Genomic DNA, 16,379 nt, shown 5'->3' with positions numbered 1-16,379 from the left:
CCTCCGTCATCATGAACGCCTCGTCCCTCACTCCAGCCACGGCGGCCGCTCCAAGGCGGCGCATGCCGCCCGCGCTCGAGCGCTTCATGCGCCACCGCGCGGCGCTCGCGAGCGTCGTGCTGCTCGCATTCATCTCGCTGGCCTGCTTCGTCGGCCCGTTGCTCCTCACGAACACGCCCATCGACAACGACTGGGGCGCGATGAGCGTCGCGCCCACACTCCAGGGCGGCCACTGGTTCGGCACCGACGAACTGGGCCGCGACCTGCTGGCGCGCACGCTGGTCGGCGGCCGCGTGTCGCTCGAAGTCGGCCTGCTCGGCACGTTCGTCTCCGCGCTGGTCGGCGTGATCTACGGCGCGACTTCCGGTTTTCTGGGCGGGCGCGTCGACGCCGTGCTCATGCGCATCGTCGACATGATGTATGCCATCCCCTACATGCTGATCGCCATTCTCATGGTCACGCTGTTCGGCCGCGCGTTCTCGCTCGTGGTGCTCACCATCAGCGCCTTTTCGTGGCTCGACATGGCGCGCGTGGTGCGCGGCCAAACGCTTTCGCTGCGCTCGCGCGAGTTCGTCGACGCCGCCCGCGCCATCGGCGTGCGCCCCGCCGCCATCATCGCGCAACATATCGTGCCCAATCTCGCGGGCGTCGTCGCGATCTACGCCACCATCACCGTTCCCAACATCATTCTTACGGAGTCCGTACTGTCTTTTCTTGGTCTGGGCGTGCAGGAACCGATGACCAGTTGGGGCGTGCTGATCCAGGACGGCGCGCAAAAGCTGGAAGCCATGCCGTGGCTGCTGCTCTGTCCCGCCGTTCTGCTGTGCACGACGCTCTACTGCGTAAACTTCGTGGGCGACGGCCTGCGCGACGCGCTCGACCCCAAGGAGCGCTGACATGGCCCTGCTCGAAGTTCAGGACCTGAGCGTGCGTTTCGAACGCCGCGACGAGCCGCCCGTGACCGTCGTGCACGACGTTTCCTTCTCGCTCGAAGCGGGCGGGACGCTCGGCATCGTCGGCGAGTCGGGTTCCGGCAAGAGTCAAACGGTGATGGGGCTGCTCGGCTTGCTCGCCTCGCATGGCCGCGCCACCGGCCATGCGCGCCTGCGCGGCGAGAACCTGCTCGACATGAAACCGCGCGCGCTCAACCGCATTCGCGGCGACCGCATCGCCATGATCTTTCAGGACCCGATGACCTCGCTCAATCCGTTCCTTACCGTCGAACGGCAAATGACCGAGGCCCTGCAACTGCACCGCAGGGTCACGCGGCGCACGGCCCGCCAGCGCGCGATCGAGGCGCTGGAGCGCGTGCGCATTCCCGACGCCGCGCGGCGCATCGCCATGTATCCGCATGAGTTCTCGGGCGGCATGCGCCAACGCGTGCTGATCGCGGCGGCGCTGATGATGGAGCCCGACGTGCTGATCGCCGACGAACCGACCACGGCGCTCGACGTCACGGTGCAGGCGCAGATCATGGCGCTGCTGCGCGAGATGAACCGCGAGCGCGGTACCGCGATCCTGCTCATCACGCACGACATGGGCGTGGTGGCCGAGCTTTGCGACGACGTCATGGTGATGTACGCCGGCCGCGAGGTGGAAAAGGCGAGCGCGCGCGCGTTGTTCGAGCAGCCGCTGCATCCCTACACGGTGGGACTGCTGGGCGCACTGCCGCGGCTCGATGCGCCAGGCGGCGCGCCGCTGCGCACGATTCCCGGCAACCCACCGATGCCGGGCAACCTCGGCCCCGGTTGCGCATTCGCGCCGCGCTGTGCCGCCGCGCTCGAACGGTGCCGCACGCAAATGCCGCCGCTCGAATCCGTGGCCACGCCGCCGCACACGCGCGCACGCGCGTGCCACCTGCCGATTCGCCACGACGGCGCCTTGCGCGCCGCACCGGGAGTCCACGCATGACGAAACCCACGATAGCGCCGGGCACCCCGCTCCTGAGCGTGCGCGACCTCGCGGTGAATTTTCGCGTCGCACGCGGCGCGTGGCCGTGGCAAAAGGCGCTGCTGCACGCCGTAAACGGTATTTCCTTCGATATTGGGCGTGGCGAAACGCTCGGGCTCGTGGGCGAATCGGGCTGCGGCAAGTCCACGCTTGCCCGCGCCGTGATCGGCCTCGCACCCGTCGCCTCGGGCAGCGTGAGCTGGCAGGGAGAAGAAACCGTGCTCGGCGCGCGCCGCCGCCTCGGCAACCTGCGCCGTGGCGTGCAAATGATTTTCCAGGACCCGCTTGCCTCGCTCGACCCGCGCATGTCGATCGGCGAGATCGTGGCCGAGCCATTGCGCACGCACGCGCCGCATCTGGGCCGCAAGGAGACCGCGCGCCGCGTGCTCGCCATGCTCGAACGCGTGGGATTGAACGCGCATCACCTGGAACGCCGCGCGCACGAATTCTCGGGTGGTCAGTGCCAGCGCGTGGGCATTGCACGCGCGCTGATCGGCGAGCCCGCGCTCGTGATCTGCGACGAGCCGGTTTCCGCGCTCGACGTTTCCATTCAGGCGCAGATCGTCAACCTGCTGTGCGACCTGCAACGCGAGCTGTCACTCTCGCTGCTTTTCGTCGCGCACGACCTGGCTGTGGTCAAGGCCATCAGCCATCGCGTGATGGTGATGTATCTGGGGCGCGTTATGGAACTCGGCGCGCGCGGGACCGTGTACGACGACCCCGCTCACCCTTACACGCGCGCGCTGCTCGACGCCGTGCCGCTGCCCGACCCGGCGCACGCCCGCGAGCGCCCCGCGCCGCTGCTGCGCGGGGAGATCGCCTCGCCGCTCAAGCCGCCTTCGGGTTGCGCGTTCCGCACACGCTGCCCAAGTGCCTCGGCGCAGTGCGCCGCCACTACGCCGCCGCCCGTGGCTTCCCGCTGCGGCCATTCGATTGTCGCCTGCTGGCACCCGCGCACGGCTGAAGATCCACGCGCGGCCTGAAGTGCCCGCTTTGCCCTCGCGGGCGGGCCTCACAAACCATTCGCATTCCTTATTGTTTGCGGAATAACAACGACCATACTTATGGAGACATGATGAAAAGAGGACACAGGAACAGGCAATACGCCGCACGACTCGCGCTGCTCACGATCGGACTGCCGTTGAGCCTAGCGGCAGGCGCGCAAGTGCAAACACAAGCGCAAACTCAAACGCAGCCACAATCGCAGCCACAGGCCCAACAACCCGCGCCCAATAAAGCGAAGAAAGCCCGCCACAAAGCGCGCCGCAAAACGGCCACGCACACCACGCCGTCAACCGCGCAGGCCGATGCCGCCACGGCCCCGGTGCAGATGCACGCACAGCACCCCGACGCGCTCGTGCAACCCAACGCCCCGGAGCGTCTCGCATCGGGCTCGCCCGACCTGAGCGTGAACCGCGCCGTGGAGGCCGACAACACGAAGCCCGCTCAATCGAGCCAGTCGCAAAGCAAAGGCTTTATCGCGGACAGCCACCTCACGCTCAATCTGCGCAACTACGCCGACCACCTCGACGTGCAAGGCGGCCCGCACCGCCATGCGTGGGTGCAGGGCGCGATGCTCGACTACACCTCGGGCTACACGCAGGGGCCCGTGGGCCTCGGCGTCGACGCCTCGCTCTATGCGGCGCTCAAGCTCGACGGCGGCGCGGGTGCGGGCAACATGGTGCACGTGGGCAAGGACGGCGGCGGCTCGAATCAGCTCGCGTGGGCCTACCCCGGCATTTACGACGTGAAGGCGCGCATCTCCGACACAGTCGTGAAGTACGGCCTGCAAATGGTCTCCGACAACCCGTTCTTCGAGCCGCACGACAACCGCGCCCTGCCGCCCACCTTCCTCGGCGCTTCGCTCGTGAGCAACGACATCTCGAACGTCGCGCTACAGGCGGGCAGCTTCACGAAGGTCAACCCGCGCGGACACACGAACCTCGTCGATCTCTCCACCACTTACGGCGGTGTGTCGTTCAAGCGCTTCAGCTACCTGGGCGGCAGTTGGGACTACAGCAAAAGCGGCAGCCTCGCGCTCTTCGCGAACCAGGCCGACGATGTGTGGCGTCAGTACTATGGCTCGTTGCAGCAGAGCTACGGCGACCCATCGACGATCAAGTGGACGGGCTTCTTCAACATCTACTCGACGCACAACGCCGGCAGCGCGCTGCAAGGCCCGATCAACAGCAACGCGTACAGCCTTTCGCTGTCGGCGCAGCATGGTCCGCATTCACTCTTTCTCGGCTATCAGGAGGTGCTCGGCGACCAGTTCTTCGACTACGTGAACGAGACCGCGGGCATTTATCTCGTCAACTCGATGGACGTGGACTACAACGCGCCTCACGAACAGTCGTTCCAGGTGCGCTATGGCTTCGACGGTAAATATGCGGGCCTGCCGGGCGCGAAAGCCATGCTCTGGTACGCGCTAGGCTGGGGCGCCGATGCAACAGCGGGCGCGCTCGCCAACCCCACGCCGGCGAGCCCGCTCTACAACCTCTACTGGAAAGACGGGCAGCCCGTGCACGGCTCGCATCACGAGTTCGGCCTCATTCCGTCTTATACCGTCCAGGACGGGCGTTTCAAGGACACGAAGTTCACGTTCATCGCTATGTGGCATCACGGCTCGAAGTATTACTCCGACCCGAGCAACATGGAGTATCGCCTCGTCGTGAACATGCCGTTGAAACTGTTCTGATGCGGCCACCGCAAGCGGGGCACGCCTCACGCCTTGCTTGCGAACACCTCGCGCGCCGCGAAAAGCCCGTTGAGCGCGGCGGGAAAGCCCGCGTACACGGCCATCTGCATGATCGTCTCGACGATCTCCTCGCGCGAGAGCCCCACGTTGAGTCCCGCCGCGATGTGCACCTTGAGCTGTGGCAGCGCATGGCCCACGGCCGTGAGCGCGGCGATGGTGGCGATCTCGCGCGAGCGCAGATCGAGGCCCGGCCGCGCGTAGATGTCCCCGAACGGGAACTCCAGCAGATAGCGCGCGAAGTCGGGCGCGATATCCGCGAGCGCGTCGATCACATGTTCGCCGGCGCTGCCGTCAATCGCCGTGAGCATGCGCTGGCCTCTTGCGAGGCGGCTTTCCTGCCGGACGTCGCCGGATTGATTCATCGTGTTGTGCATTCTCGTTCCTTTGCATGGCGTGGGAATAACCTTCGATCTTTTTGTCGAGAACGAGAAGACACGCCTGAAGTTCGGCAACCTGCGCACGCACCGCATCGCGGTGCGCCGCCAGCAACTCGCCGCGCTCGCCTTCGGTTGCCGGACCCGCCGCGCGCAGCTGCGCATAACGCAGCATGCCCTGAATCGGCATGCCCGTCGTCTTCAGGCGGCCCAGGAAGCCGATCCAGTCGAGCACGCTGCGGTCGTAAGCGCGCTGGCCCGTGTCGTCGCGAACGGCATAGGGAATCAGCCCGATGCGTTCGTAATAGCGGATCGTGTGGGCCGAAAGGCCCGAAAGTGCGGCCAGTTCGCCAATCTTCATGCGCTTCTCCTCATCGACATTCGAGATCGTGGGACTTCGAGTGCACTCCAGGTCAAGCGCTTTTTACGACTGCGCCATCCTCACCGCCATTGTCAACGGGACGGGCCGGCCGTGAGTGGACAGTGCGACGAGCGGCTAGGCCGACACCCTCACCGCCACCTCCGCACGCGCCAGCAACCCGCTGCAACGCGGCGAAAGATGCGCGAACACGAGCCGCTTGCCCGCCCGCTCATAGCGCGCGTGCACCGCTTCGAGCGCGGCGATGGCCGAGTGGTCGGCCACATGCAGATGCGCGCAATCGATCGTCACGGCGGCCGGGTCGCGCTGCGGATCGAACAGCGTCTGGAAATGCGCGGCGGAGGCGAAAAACAGTGTGCCGCGCGGTGCGTAAATGCGCTCGCGCTCGGCCCCGTCGTTGACATCGTGCACGTCGCAGCGGAACTCGCGCGCATGCTGCCACGCGAAATTGAGCGAGGCGATCACGATGCCGCAAAGCACCGCCGTGGCGAGATCCGTGCAAACGGTGATGAGCGTGACCGCGACGATCACCACGGCGTCGTTGCGCGGCACCTTGTGCAGCACGCGCAGCGATCCCCATGCGAACGTTTGCCCCGCCACCACGAACATCACGCCCACCAGCGCCGCGAGCGGAATGCGCTCGATCAGCGGCGAAAGGAACAGGATATAGAGCAGGATCATCACGCCGCTCGTCACGCCGGAAATCCGCGCGCGGCCACCCGAGCCGAGGTTGATCACGGTCTGGCCGATCATCGCGCAGCCGCCCATCGCGCCGAACAGGCCCGATGCGACGTTTGCCGCGCCCAGCGCCACGCACTCGCGGTTGGGCTGGCCGCGCGTGGCCGTCACGTCGTCGGTGAGATTGAGCGTGAGGAGCGTCTCCAGCAGCCCCACCGTCGCCATCAGCACCGCGTAGGGCAGCACGATCTTCAGCGTGGCGAAGTCGAACGGGACGGCGGGGAGCGCGAACGCGGGCAGGCCGCCCGCGATGTGCGCCATATCGCCGAGCGTGCGCGCGGGCAGATGCAGGAGTTGCGCGGCGAGCCCCACGCCGACGATCGCCACGAGCGCGGGCGGCGCCGCCTTGGTGAGGCGCGGCAGCACGAACACGATCGCCATGGTGAGCGCGACGAGCCCCGCCATGAGCGCGAGGGCCGAGCCGTGCATCCACTGCGGCCCCTGCGGACCCGGCACCTTGAAATGCTCGAACTGCGCGCGGGCGATGATGATCGCCAGGCCGTTCACGAAGCCGAGCATCACCGGGTGGGGCACCATGCGGATCAGCTTGCCCAGCCGCAACGCGCCGAACAGCATCATGACGATGCCGCTCAGCACCACCGTGGCGAACAGGTACTGCGGCCCGTGCTGGACCACGAGCGCGACGATCACCACGGCCATCGACCCCGCCGCGCCCGAGATCATGCCGGGCCGCCCGCCAAACAGGGCCGTGATCGTGCAGATGAAGAACGCGCCATACAGGCCCGCGAGCGGGTTCACGCCCGCGACGAGCGCGAACGCGATGCACTCGGGCACGAGCGCGAACGACGACGTGAGGCCCGCGAGCAGTTCGCCGCGCAGCAGTGAAAAACGGGAAGCAGGACGGCGCGAGCCGGAACGGTCGGTTTCCATGAAGCGGTATGGATTGCGGCAGGTTGGCTGAATGTCGCTGCCACGCCCCGCGCGTCGCGCTGGCTCGAAGGGGGGCGGGGACAAGGTCGGGGCGCGATGCGGCGGCGTCATGCCGCCGCGAAGATTCGCGAGGCAGGCAGCCTCTCGCGCGAGGCGCGTGCGTGTGGGCGCGCGCCCGGATCCAGACGGACGAAAGCGCGCATGCTAGCACGATTGGCATGAATCCGCCGTGACCCCGACGGCGCAATAACAGCGTAACAGCGGCTTCAGCGCGCCTTGAAAAGCCGCTCGCAAATGAAATCGACGAAAGCACGCAGGCGCGGCGTGAGCTGCCGGTTAGAGGGCCAGAGGATCGAGAACTGGCCCCGCGCTTCGCAGGCATCGTCCAGCACGGTCCTGAGCGTACCCGCCGCGACCGCGCCGCGAGCGAGAAAATCGGGCATGTAGCCAATGCCGAAGCCCGCCTCCACGGCCCCGCGCAAGGCCTCCATGTTGTTGCACACGAGCGCGCTGCGCAGCGCCGGCAGCGCTTGCGCGCCGCTCGCGATGTCCCAGGGTTGCAGCTTGCCCGTGGTGGCGAAACGGTAGCGCACACACGCATGCGCCTCCAGATCGGCGGGCGTGCCCGGCACGCCCGCACGGGCGAGATAGGCGGGCGACGCGGCAAGCACGAAGCGAAACGGCCCCAGCCGCCGCGCCATCAGGCTCGAATCGCTGAGCGGCCCGCTGCGGATCGCCGCGTCGAAGCCGCCCTCCACGAGATCGACCATGTGGTCGCTGAAGTCCAGATCGAGTTCGATTTCCGGGTAGCGCTGCGCGAACTCGGGCAGCACCGGCAGCAGGAAGCGATAGCCGATGGCGGGCAGGCTCACGCGCAGGCGGCCGCGCGGCGTTTGCGCGGCGGCCGACAGCAGCTCGCGCGTGTCGCGCAACTCTTCGAGCATGCGATGGCAGCGCTCGTAGAAAAGCTGCCCTTCCTCGGTCAGCGTGATGCGGCGCGTGGTGCGATGAAAGAGCCGCACGCCGAGCGACTGCTCCAGCCGCGCAATGCTCTTGCCGACCGCCGAGGCCGAGATGCCGAGCGTGCGCCCGGCCGCAACGAAGCTGAGCGCCTGCGCGACGCGCACGAAGGCGACGATGCCGTTGAGGTTGTCCATGTCGTGTTCGAGTGGTCTCGCGCGCAACGATTCGCGAATTGCGTTCCGCAATGCCCGGAGCGCCAGCCTGTTTTTCCGCGCGCGCCTGCGCATTATCGTTGCTCGCTCCTGCCGGCGCACGCCCGGCGACGCTCCGGAGCCCACTCATGACGCCTCTTCGCAACGACAGCGAGCGCTCGCGCCGGGTCGCGATCCTGGCCGCGGTCTGCCTCGCCGCCCTCGCCTTGCCGCTCGCCTTCTCGGGCGGCGCCGTCGCGACGCCCGCCATCGGCCGGGCCTTCGCCACCGGCACGGCCGGCAGCCCGGCCGCCCTCAACTGGATCACCAACGCCTTCATGCTCGCCTTCGGCAGCCTGTTGATGGCGGCGGGCACGCTCGCCGACCGGTATGGGCGCAGGCGCGTGTTCGCGCTCGGCATAGGCGGCTTCACACTGGCATCGATCGCGCTCGCGTGCGCGCCTTCGCTCCTCGCGCTGGACCTGCTGCGCGCCGCGCAGGGCATCGCGGCCGCCGCCGCGCTCGCGGGCGGCACGGCGGCGCTCGCGCAGGAATTCGACGGCCATGCGCGAACGCGCGCGTTCAGCCTGCTCGGCACGACCTTCGGCCTGGGGCTCGCGTTCGGGCCCGTGATCGCCGGGCTGTTGATCGATCGCCTCGGCTGGCGCGCCGTGTTCGCGACGGGCGCGGTTGCGGGCGCGCTCGCGCTCGCCTTCGGCGTGCCGCGCATGCGCGAGTCGCGCGACCCGCACGCGCGCGGGCTCGACTGGGCGGGCACGCTCACCTTCACCGCCGCGCTTTCGTGCTTCACCTACGGCGTAATCGAAGCGCCGGGACGTGGCTGGTCGAATGCGCTCGTCACGGGCTTGCTGGGCGCCTCGGCGGTGCTGGGCTGCGCCTTTGTCGCGATCGAAACGCGCATTGCGCGCCCCATGCTCGATCTCTCGCTGTTTCGCTATCCGCGCTTCGTGGGCGTGCAGTTGCTGCCCGTCGCCACCTGCTTTTGCTACATCGTGCTGCTCGTCGTGCTGCCGCTGCGGCTGATCGGCGTGGAGGGCTACCGCGAGATCGACGCGGGCTGGCTCATGCTCGCGCTCTCCGCGCCCATGCTCGTCGTGCCGCTCGCGGCCGCCTTGCTCACGCGCTGGCTAGCGCCGGGCGTGGTTTCGGGCATCGGGCTCGCCATCGCCGCCGTGGGGCTGTATGCGCTCGGCCTTGCGCTGCGCGGCGGCGCGCACGGCTTGGCAATCGAACGGACCATCGGACCCATGCTTGCGATCGGCGCAGGCGCGGCGATGCCCTGGGGCTTGATGGACGGCCTTTCCGTGAGCGTCGTGCCGAAAGAGCGCGCGGGCATGGCCACGGGCATCTTCAGCACGACGCGCGTGGCGGGCGAAGGCATCGCGCTTGCCTGTGTGAGCGCGGTGCTGGCTGCGCTCACGCAAACGCGGCTCGGCGCCGTGAATCACGCTCATGCCGATGCGGGCGCCCTCGCCCAGGCGGCGGCAAGACTCGCGACGGGCGACCTCGCGCAAGCGTCAGCGTGGCTGCCGGGCTTGCCCGCCGCGGCGCTGCGCGACGCCTATGCCGACGCGTTTTCGGTCCTGCTTACGGGACTGGCGGCGCTGACGCTCATCTGCGCGCTTGCGGTGCTCGCCTTTCTCGGACGCACGCGCGAACACAACGCGCAACCGTCGGCTACGCCGAAGCGCGCCGCAACGATCGTCCGCGAGCGCGGCAAGGCGTGACGATCGCGCGCCACGCTATGCGGTTTCGCCACTTGCTTTCGCGCCGGATTGCGTACCGAACTTCGCACGATAAGCCGCCGGGCTCGTCAAGGCGATGCGCCTGAAGTGCCGCCGCATCGACTCCTCGGAACCGAAGCCGGCCAGCTCGGCAACGCGCGCGAGCGTCAGGCGCGGCCGCGACTCCAGCAACTCGCGCGCGACGCTCACGCGCTCGCGCAGCACCCATTCGTACGGTCCCATGCCCGTCGCTTCGAGGAACTGCCGTTGCAGCGTGCGCGGGCTCATGACCGCCCTGGCGGCCATCGACTCCACACTGTGCGCGCGGCGCGGATTCGCGCGCACCCAGTCCATCAGCCTGGCAAGGCGGCTCGCTTCGTCGGGCGGCATGGGGCGCGGCACGAACTGCGCCTGGCCGCCCTCGCGGTGCGGCGCAACCACGAGACGCTGCGCCACGCGATTGGCCACCGCGCCGCCATGATCGCGGCGCACGAGGTGCAGCAGCATGTCGAGCCCCGCGGCCGAGCCCGCCGACGTCAGTACCTGGCCTTCGTCGACGTAGAGCGCCTGCGGCTCCACGATCACACGCGGATAGCGCTGTTGCAGGCGCTCGGCGTAGCGCCAGTGCGTCGTCACGCGTTTGCCGTCCAGCACGCCCGCCGCCGCCAGCACGAACACGCCGGAGCAGATCGAGCACAGCCGCGCCCCGCGCGCATAGGCCGCGCGCAGCTTTCTGAGCAGTGGTTCGGGCGGGATTTCGTCAGCATCGCGCCAGCCCGGTATGACGATGGTCTGCGCGCGATCGAGCATGGCGAGCGTATAGGGCGCCTGCACCGTGATGCCGCCCGCCGCGCGCAACGGCCCGCGCTCGCCCGCGCACACGGCAAAGCGATACCAGTCCACGCCAAGCTCCGGGCGCTCCAGCGCGAAGAACTCCGTCACGCAGCCGAATTCGAAGGTGCAAAGCCTGTCGTAGGCGAGCGCGACAACGAGGTGTGAAGTCGATTCGTTCATGGCGCGATGTTACCGGAGATTGGCAATCGCGCCACTGGCACGTCATGCGTCGCCCCCCCCACAATGGATGCCATCGCAACGCAACACGACACTCAGGAGAGCCCCCATGTCGACCGTATCCGCCGTCCCCGCCGCCGCAAGCGCCGAAGCGCTCGCGCACTTCACCGCTTCGCTGCGTTTCGAAACCGACTGCTCCGACGTCCACGCCGCGCTGACGAGCGACGGCCCCGCGGACTTCGTACTGCTCGACGTGCGCGGGCCCGCAAGCTACGCGAGCGGCCACGTGCCGGGCGCCGTCAACCTGCCGCACGGCAAGATCATTGCCTCGAAGCTCGCGGCGTATCCGGCCGACACGCTTTTCGTGACCTACTGCGCGGGGCCGCATTGCAATGGCGCCACGCGCGGGGCGATCCGGCTGGCCCAGTTGGGGCGGCCCGTCAAGGTGATGATCGGCGGCGTGACGGGCTGGCTCGACGAGGGCTTCGAACTGGCCATCGAAGCGACAGCCTGACGCCCGGCGCATTGACGCCCTTTTCACGCCGCCGCGCCCCTGGTGATACGATTCGCACCACTCCGGCCCCGACTTCGAGCACTTCCATGGCGCGTGAAAATTTCAGCGATCTCCTTGCGTTTCTCGCCGTTGCGCGCGAGCGCAGTTTCACCCGCGCCGCCGCGCAACTGGGCGTGTCGCAGTCGGCGCTAAGCCATACCATCCGTAGTCTGGAAACGCGTCTGGGTCTGCGCCTGCTCACGCGCACCACCCGCAGCGTCTCGACCACCGAGGCCGGCGAGCAGCTCTTTCAGGCCGTGGCGCCCCGCTTCGAGCAAATCGACACCGAGCTCGCCGCCCTCACCGAGCTGCGCGACAAGCCCGCGGGCACGATCCGCATCACCGCGATCGATCATCCCATCGACAGCGTGATCTGGCCGAAACTGCGCCCCGTGCTCGCGAGCTATCCCGACATCAAGGTGGAAATCACCGTGGATTACGGCCTGCGCGACATCGTCGCCGACCGCTACGACATTGGCGTGCGCCTGGGCGATCAGGTGACCAAGGACATGATCGCGGTGCGCATCGGGCCCGACGTGAAGATGGCGATCGTTGGTTCTCCCGATTATTTCGCCGCAAACAAGGTGCCGCGAACGCCGCAGGATCTGCTCAAGCACAACTGCATCACGCTGAGGCTCACGTCGTCGGGCGGGCTGTATGCCTGGGAACTGAAGAAGGGCGAGCACGAATTGCAGGTGCGCGTGGACGGCCAGCTCACCTTCAACGCCGTGCCGCAAATGCTCAACGCGGCGCTGGACGGCCACGGTCTCGCCTTTTTGCCCGAGAACGTCGCGCTGCCGTTCATACGCGAAGCGCGCCTGAAAAGCGTGCTCAAGGACTGGTGCCCGGTGTTTCCGGGCTACCACGCGTTCTACCCGAGCCGGCGGCAATCGTCGCGCGCGCTCGCGCTCGTGATCGACGCGCTGCGTTATCGAGGGTAGCCCGGAGGGTAACGCAGCGCGAGGTTAGGTGCCGACTCAGCGGCCAGATCACATGCCGGTCTTGCGTCCTTCCACGGGATAGCCCGGGTCGGTGTAGCCCGGCGTGGAAGCATGCCCCGGCGGCACGAGGCTGTCGATGAACGCCTCGTCGTCAGGCCCGAGCTGCACGCTCAGCGCCTCGAAATAGCTGTCCCAATGCGCCTCGGTGCGCGGCCCCGCGATCGTCGAACTCACATGACGATTCTTCAGCACCCAGGCAAGCGCGAACGCGATCGGCGTGACGCCGCGCTGCGCCGCGTAATCGGCGATCTGCTTCGCGATGCGCAGCGACTCCGCGCGCCATTCCGTCTGCTGGATGCGGCGGTCGCCACGGCCCGCGCGGCTGTCGCCGGGCGGCGGCGCATCGACGGCGTATTTGCCGGTCAGCACGCCGCGCGCTAGCGGACTATACGAGACCACGCCGAGCCCGTAATGCGCGGCGGCGGGCAACTGCTCGACCTCGGCCGTGCGGTCGACGATGTTGTAGAGCGGCTCGCTCGCCACGGGCCGGTCGATGCCCATCTGGTCGGCCAGCCGTGCGATCTCCGCAATGCGCCAGCCGCGAAAGTTCGACACGCCGAAATAACGCACCTTGCCCTGGCGAATCAGATCGCCCACGGCGCGCACGCTCTCTTCGAGCGGCACGTCGGGCAGCGCGCGATGGAAATAGAGAATGTCGATGTAATCGGTGCCAAGGCGCTTCAGGCTCGCCTCCACCGACTGATAGATCCACTTGCGCGACTGGCCCTGCTCGTTCGGGCCTTGAGCGAACGGAAAGCCGAACTTGGTCGCCACGACCCAGCTATCGCGCTGCGCCGCAATCGCGCGGCCCACGATCGCTTCCGAGCGGCCCGCGTGATAAACGTCGGCCGTGTCGATGAAATTCACGCCCTGCTCGAATGCCTTTTCGATGATGCGCTTCGACGTGGCCTCGTCGGTCTCGCCGCCGAACATCATCGCGCCGAGGCACAACGGGGAAACCTTGAGCGCACTGCGGCCCAGATTGCGATAGTCCATATCCTCTCACTTCGAACTCGTTGCCGAAGTGGAGATTTAAATACGTCGCCGTCTTTCGATAAAGCCCTGAATCGCGCATGCTTTCATGAATGCAATTCATGAAATGGCCAAACCCGGCCGAGCCTCGCAGCGGCGCGGCTACCGGCACGGGTAAGCGCCGATCAGCGCCTTGTAGACCACCGCCGCCGTGGGTTCGAGCACATGTTCGAGATGCCCTCTCATCCACGTCGTGACGGCAACGAGCTGGTCCTTGCGGCCGACGTTCGGCGGGATGCAGTAGCGCGGCCGCTGCTTGTCGATAACGGACTGAACCAGCGCGCCGTTTGTATAACCGGCGAGATACATGATGCATGCGTCGAGGTTCTCGGGCTTCTGGCATACGGCCAGGAACACATCGCCCTGATCGATCGAGGGCGCCGGGCCCGGCTGGGAAGTTTGCGCCAGCGCACCGCCCGCGCTCAGCGCAATAGCCGTGATAGCAAGTGAGAGACCGGCAAGCGTGACCTTTTTCATTCCTGGATAAAACCTCGGCGTGGGAAAAATTCAGCCGTGGTTTGACGCCCACGCGCTGCCCGCGCAGCATACCGTCAGGCCACGCCCGTCAGCTTGTTCTCAGTCAACGCGGCTCAATGCGATACCAACAAGCAACGTTTCCCCACCGCGCATCGCGTTATCTCGCGATGGCGTCACGTCCCGGTCTGACCCTCGCCTGAAGGATTCGCGCTCTCGCGCAGGCAGTCGAGCGCGAGCGCGACCGCCGCGCGGCCCACGCTGTCGCGCCGCCAGTACATGCCCACCGCGCCCGAGCCGCCGAGCGGCATGGGCATGGCGAGCACGCGAAGCACGTTCAGGTGCTCGAAGCGCACGGCCGCGCGGTGCGAGGCCACGCCGATCAGGTGCGTCTGGTTCAGCAGCGTCACGTTGAGCATCGACGAATTCGACTCCACGGTGTGCCGGGGCATGGCGCGCCCCGCCGCCGCGAGCGCCGCTTCGAGCGCGGTGCGAATGGGCGTGCCCGCCGGCCAGACGATCCACGGATACTCGAACAAATCGTGCCAGTCCACCTTGCGCCGTTTCGCGAGCGGATGCCCAAGGCCCACGACGAAATTCACCGGGTCGCGATAGAGCGTTTCCATCTCCAGCGTCGCGTCGAACTGGGCGTTGGCGGCACGCCCCACCACGATGTCGAGATCGCCGTGCACGAGCGCGGGCATCATCAGGTTCATGGTGCTTTCGACGAGGCGCACCTGCGCGCGCGGCATCGCCTCGATGAGGCGCGCCACCGCGAGCGGCACCGTGTCCGCCGCCGAGACCCCCGACGTGCCGATCGAGATGAGGCCGCTGCCGCCCTCGCGCAACGCGAGCATGTCGTCGCGCGCGCTGTCCAGGTGCCCCTCTATGCGGCGCGCGTGCTCGATGAGCGCTTCGCCGTACGGCGTCGGCCGCAGGCCGCGCGCATGGCGCTCGAACAGCGCCAGGCCGATGTCGGCTTCGAGGTCCTTGAGCCACTTCGAAAGCGCCGGCTGCGTGGTGTTGAGCGCCTCCGCCGACTGGCTCAGGTTGCCGGTCTGCGCCACGGAAAGCAGCATTTGCAGGTGCCGCAGCCGCAAACGGTGAGTCCAGTCCATGATCTCCTCGCCAAGGTATATCCACAAACATATGGACAAGATGAATTTGTGATTTTACTGGATATGTCTTGCGGGATTATAAATTCGTTCAACCGCCACCCAATACAACGAATTTCAGGAGACTCGCATGTCCAGCATGTCAGCCGGCACGGCCACGCCCGAGCGCGAAGCCTACTATGCGCAGATCGCGCGCAGCGGCATGTCCCCGCTGTGGGAGTCGCTGCACAGCCTCGTGCCGAAGTCGCCGCGCCCGCAGGCGCTGCCCGCCATCTGGAAGTACGCGCAGGTGCGCGAGCTCGTCATGCAGGCAGGCGCGGTCATCAGCGCCGAGGAAGCGATCCGCCGCGTGCTCGTGCTCGAAAATCCCGGCCTGCCCGGCAAGTCGAGCCTCTCGCCCAACCTCTACGGCGGCCTTCAGTTGATCCTTCCCGGAGAAATCGCGCCGAGCCATCGCCACACGCAGTCGGCGCTGCGCTTCATCGTGGAAGGCAAGGGCGCGTGGACCGCCGTGAACGGCGAGCGCACCAGCATGCATCCCGGCGACTTCATCATCACGCCCTCGTGGACCTGGCACGATCACGGCAACCCCACCGTGGAAGAAGGCGGCGAGCCCGTGGTGTGGCTCGACGGCCTGGACATTCCGCTGCTCGGCCATCTCGACGCCGGCTTCGCCGAGAACTACCCTGAAGCCACGCAACCCGTCGCGCGCCCCGAAGGCGACAGCTATGCGCGCTTCGGCCACAACATGGTGCCGGTGCGCCATACCGTGACCGACCCGACTTCGCCCATCTTCAGCTATCCGTACGCGCGCAGCCGCGAAGCGCTCGACACGCTCTACCGCCACGGCGATCTCGACGACTGGGACGGCGTGAAGCTGCGTTACGTGAATCCGGCCACGGGCGGCTGGCCCATGCCGACCATGGCGACCTTCATGCAGTTCCTGCCGAAGGGCTTCAGGGGCAAGCCGTATCGCAGCACGGACTCCACCGTCTACTGCGTGGTGGAGGGCAGCGGCGCGGTGCGTATCGGCGAGGAGCGTTTCACGTTCGACGCGCACGACGTGTTCGTCGCGCCCTCGTGGATGCCGGTGCAACTCGAAGCCGATAGCGACGCCGTGCTGTTCAGCTACTCCGATCGCCCCGTGCTCGCAGCGCTCAACCTGCTGCGCGAGGAGCGCCTCGGCTGACGTTCTGCCGTGAAG

The 16,379-nt window shown here is 67.5% G+C and carries 16 protein-coding genes; 8 read left to right on the top strand and 8 right to left on the bottom strand.

What is annotated here, in order from left to right; all coding sequences use genetic code 11:
- Positions 1-11: 11 nt before the first annotated feature.
- The 4 genes from C7402_RS18065 to C7402_RS18050 all read left to right on the top strand — a co-directional run bounded on the left by C7402_RS18065 (position 12) and on the right by C7402_RS18050 (position 4,648).
- Complete coding sequence (locus C7402_RS18065) at positions 12-896, top strand: ABC transporter permease (RefSeq protein WP_116611520.1); 885 nt, start codon at positions 12-14, stop codon at positions 894-896.
- A gap of 1 nt (position 897) precedes the next feature.
- The gene (locus tag C7402_RS18060; protein WP_116611519.1) at positions 898-1,911 is read left to right on the top strand and encodes an ABC transporter ATP-binding protein; all 1,014 of its coding nucleotides are present in this window, start codon (positions 898-900) and stop codon (positions 1,909-1,911) included.
- Complete coding sequence (locus tag C7402_RS18055; RefSeq protein WP_116611518.1) at positions 1,908-2,933, top strand: ABC transporter ATP-binding protein; 1,026 nt, start codon at positions 1,908-1,910, stop codon at positions 2,931-2,933. Before C7402_RS18060 ends, C7402_RS18055 begins: the two co-directional genes overlap by 4 nt.
- A gap of 92 nt (positions 2,934-3,025) precedes the next feature.
- Entirely contained in the window at positions 3,026-4,648 is a 1,623-nt protein-coding gene (locus C7402_RS18050) for an OprD family porin (protein WP_116611517.1), read from the top strand.
- A gap of 26 nt (positions 4,649-4,674) precedes the next feature.
- Here the strand turns inward: C7402_RS18050 and C7402_RS18045 are convergent, their stop codons facing one another.
- The 4 genes from C7402_RS18045 to C7402_RS18030 form a co-directional block, all read right to left on the bottom strand.
- On the bottom strand, positions 4,675-5,070 hold the full coding sequence (locus C7402_RS18045; RefSeq protein WP_165841916.1) for a carboxymuconolactone decarboxylase family protein: 396 nt from the start codon (positions 5,068-5,070) through the stop codon (positions 4,675-4,677).
- Positions 5,000-5,443 (bottom strand): MerR family transcriptional regulator, encoded by a 444-nt coding sequence (locus C7402_RS18040; protein ID WP_112172379.1) that lies wholly within the window; start codon positions 5,441-5,443, stop codon positions 5,000-5,002. The genes C7402_RS18045 and C7402_RS18040 overlap by 71 nt, the downstream gene beginning before the upstream one ends.
- Positions 5,444-5,578: 135 nt before the next feature.
- Positions 5,579-7,090 (bottom strand): SulP family inorganic anion transporter, encoded by a 1,512-nt coding sequence (locus tag C7402_RS18035; RefSeq protein ID WP_116611516.1) that lies wholly within the window; start codon positions 7,088-7,090, stop codon positions 5,579-5,581.
- Between the two features lie 266 nt (positions 7,091-7,356).
- The gene (locus C7402_RS18030) at positions 7,357-8,247 is read right to left on the bottom strand and encodes a LysR family transcriptional regulator (protein WP_116611515.1); all 891 of its coding nucleotides are present in this window, start codon (positions 8,245-8,247) and stop codon (positions 7,357-7,359) included.
- Positions 8,248-8,393: 146 nt separating this feature from the next.
- On the opposite strand from C7402_RS18030, the gene C7402_RS18025 reads away from it, so the two are divergent.
- Positions 8,394-9,992, top strand: a complete 1,599-nt coding sequence (locus C7402_RS18025; RefSeq protein ID WP_116611514.1) for an MFS transporter — start codon at positions 8,394-8,396, stop codon at positions 9,990-9,992.
- Between the two features lie 15 nt (positions 9,993-10,007).
- On the opposite strand, the gene ftrA is transcribed toward C7402_RS18025, so the two are convergent.
- Positions 10,008-11,003 (bottom strand): transcriptional regulator FtrA, encoded by a 996-nt coding sequence (gene ftrA / locus C7402_RS18020; RefSeq protein WP_112172383.1) that lies wholly within the window; start codon positions 11,001-11,003, stop codon positions 10,008-10,010.
- A gap of 106 nt (positions 11,004-11,109) precedes the next feature.
- On the opposite strand from ftrA, the gene C7402_RS18015 reads away from it, so the two are divergent.
- Both C7402_RS18015 and C7402_RS18010 read left to right on the top strand, forming a co-directional pair.
- Positions 11,110-11,514 carry a rhodanese-like domain-containing protein gene (locus C7402_RS18015; protein WP_116611513.1) on the top strand — a complete coding sequence of 135 codons (405 nt, stop codon included), beginning with the start codon at positions 11,110-11,112 and terminating at the stop codon, positions 11,512-11,514.
- Between the two features lie 86 nt (positions 11,515-11,600).
- Positions 11,601-12,494 carry a LysR family transcriptional regulator gene (locus C7402_RS18010; RefSeq protein ID WP_116611512.1) on the top strand — a complete coding sequence of 298 codons (894 nt, stop codon included), beginning with the start codon at positions 11,601-11,603 and terminating at the stop codon, positions 12,492-12,494.
- A 48-nt stretch (positions 12,495-12,542) separates the two neighbouring features.
- Here C7402_RS18010 and C7402_RS18005 read toward each other — a convergent pair whose 3' ends face one another.
- The 3 genes from C7402_RS18005 to C7402_RS17995 form a co-directional block, all read right to left on the bottom strand.
- Positions 12,543-13,550: an aldo/keto reductase gene (locus tag C7402_RS18005; protein WP_116611511.1), complete on the bottom strand. Its 1,008-nt coding sequence runs from the start codon at positions 13,548-13,550 to the stop codon at positions 12,543-12,545.
- A gap of 138 nt (positions 13,551-13,688) precedes the next feature.
- On the bottom strand, positions 13,689-14,063 hold the full coding sequence (locus tag C7402_RS18000; RefSeq protein ID WP_116611510.1) for a Rap1a/Tai family immunity protein: 375 nt from the start codon (positions 14,061-14,063) through the stop codon (positions 13,689-13,691).
- A 173-nt stretch (positions 14,064-14,236) separates the two neighbouring features.
- The gene (locus C7402_RS17995; protein WP_116611509.1) at positions 14,237-15,178 is read right to left on the bottom strand and encodes a LysR substrate-binding domain-containing protein; all 942 of its coding nucleotides are present in this window, start codon (positions 15,176-15,178) and stop codon (positions 14,237-14,239) included.
- A gap of 136 nt (positions 15,179-15,314) precedes the next feature.
- Between C7402_RS17995 and gtdA the strand changes: the two genes are divergently transcribed.
- A complete protein-coding gene (gtdA, locus tag C7402_RS17990) occupies positions 15,315-16,364 on the top strand; it encodes a gentisate 1,2-dioxygenase (protein ID WP_116611694.1) in 1,050 nt (349 codons plus the stop codon).
- The last annotated feature ends 15 nt before the right edge of the window (positions 16,365-16,379 follow it).

Source organism: Paraburkholderia unamae (assembly GCF_003096875.1).
GTDB lineage: Bacteria > Pseudomonadota > Gammaproteobacteria > Burkholderiales > Burkholderiaceae > Paraburkholderia > Paraburkholderia unamae.
The sequence above is the reverse complement of the archived record's forward strand: the minus strand, read 5'-3'. Positions and strand labels throughout refer to the sequence as shown.

Bases quoted from the DNA above. Each gene is read 5' to 3' on its own strand.
- C7402_RS18055 (WP_116611518.1), top strand. From the start codon at position 1,908: ATGACGAAACCCACGATAGCGCCGGGCACCCCGCTCCTGAGCGTGCGC.
- C7402_RS18005 (WP_116611511.1), bottom strand. From the start codon at position 13,550: ATGGACTATCGCAATCTGGGCCGCAGTGCGCTCAAGGTTTCCCCGTTG.
- C7402_RS18035 (WP_116611516.1), bottom strand. From the start codon at position 7,090: ATGGAAACCGACCGTTCCGGCTCGCGCCGTCCTGCTTCCCGTTTTTCA.
- C7402_RS18060 (WP_116611519.1), top strand. From the start codon at position 898: ATGGCCCTGCTCGAAGTTCAGGACCTGAGCGTGCGTTTCGAACGCCGC.
- C7402_RS18040 (WP_112172379.1), bottom strand. From the start codon at position 5,443: ATGAAGATTGGCGAACTGGCCGCACTTTCGGGCCTTTCGGCCCACACG.
- C7402_RS17995 (WP_116611509.1), bottom strand. From the start codon at position 15,178: ATGGACTGGACTCACCGTTTGCGGCTGCGGCACCTGCAAATGCTGCTT.
- C7402_RS18010 (WP_116611512.1), top strand. From the start codon at position 11,601: ATGGCGCGTGAAAATTTCAGCGATCTCCTTGCGTTTCTCGCCGTTGCG.
- gtdA (WP_116611694.1), top strand. From the start codon at position 15,315: ATGTCAGCCGGCACGGCCACGCCCGAGCGCGAAGCCTACTATGCGCAG.
- C7402_RS18015 (WP_116611513.1), top strand. From the start codon at position 11,110: ATGTCGACCGTATCCGCCGTCCCCGCCGCCGCAAGCGCCGAAGCGCTC.
- C7402_RS18000 (WP_116611510.1), bottom strand. From the start codon at position 14,063: ATGAAAAAGGTCACGCTTGCCGGTCTCTCACTTGCTATCACGGCTATT.
- C7402_RS18045 (WP_165841916.1), bottom strand. From the start codon at position 5,070: ATGAATCAATCCGGCGACGTCCGGCAGGAAAGCCGCCTCGCAAGAGGC.
- C7402_RS18050 (WP_116611517.1), top strand. From the start codon at position 3,026: ATGAAAAGAGGACACAGGAACAGGCAATACGCCGCACGACTCGCGCTG.
- ftrA (WP_112172383.1), bottom strand. From the start codon at position 11,003: ATGAACGAATCGACTTCACACCTCGTTGTCGCGCTCGCCTACGACAGG.
- C7402_RS18065 (WP_116611520.1), top strand. From the start codon at position 12: ATGAACGCCTCGTCCCTCACTCCAGCCACGGCGGCCGCTCCAAGGCGG.
- C7402_RS18025 (WP_116611514.1), top strand. From the start codon at position 8,394: ATGACGCCTCTTCGCAACGACAGCGAGCGCTCGCGCCGGGTCGCGATC.
- C7402_RS18030 (WP_116611515.1), bottom strand. From the start codon at position 8,247: ATGGACAACCTCAACGGCATCGTCGCCTTCGTGCGCGTCGCGCAGGCG.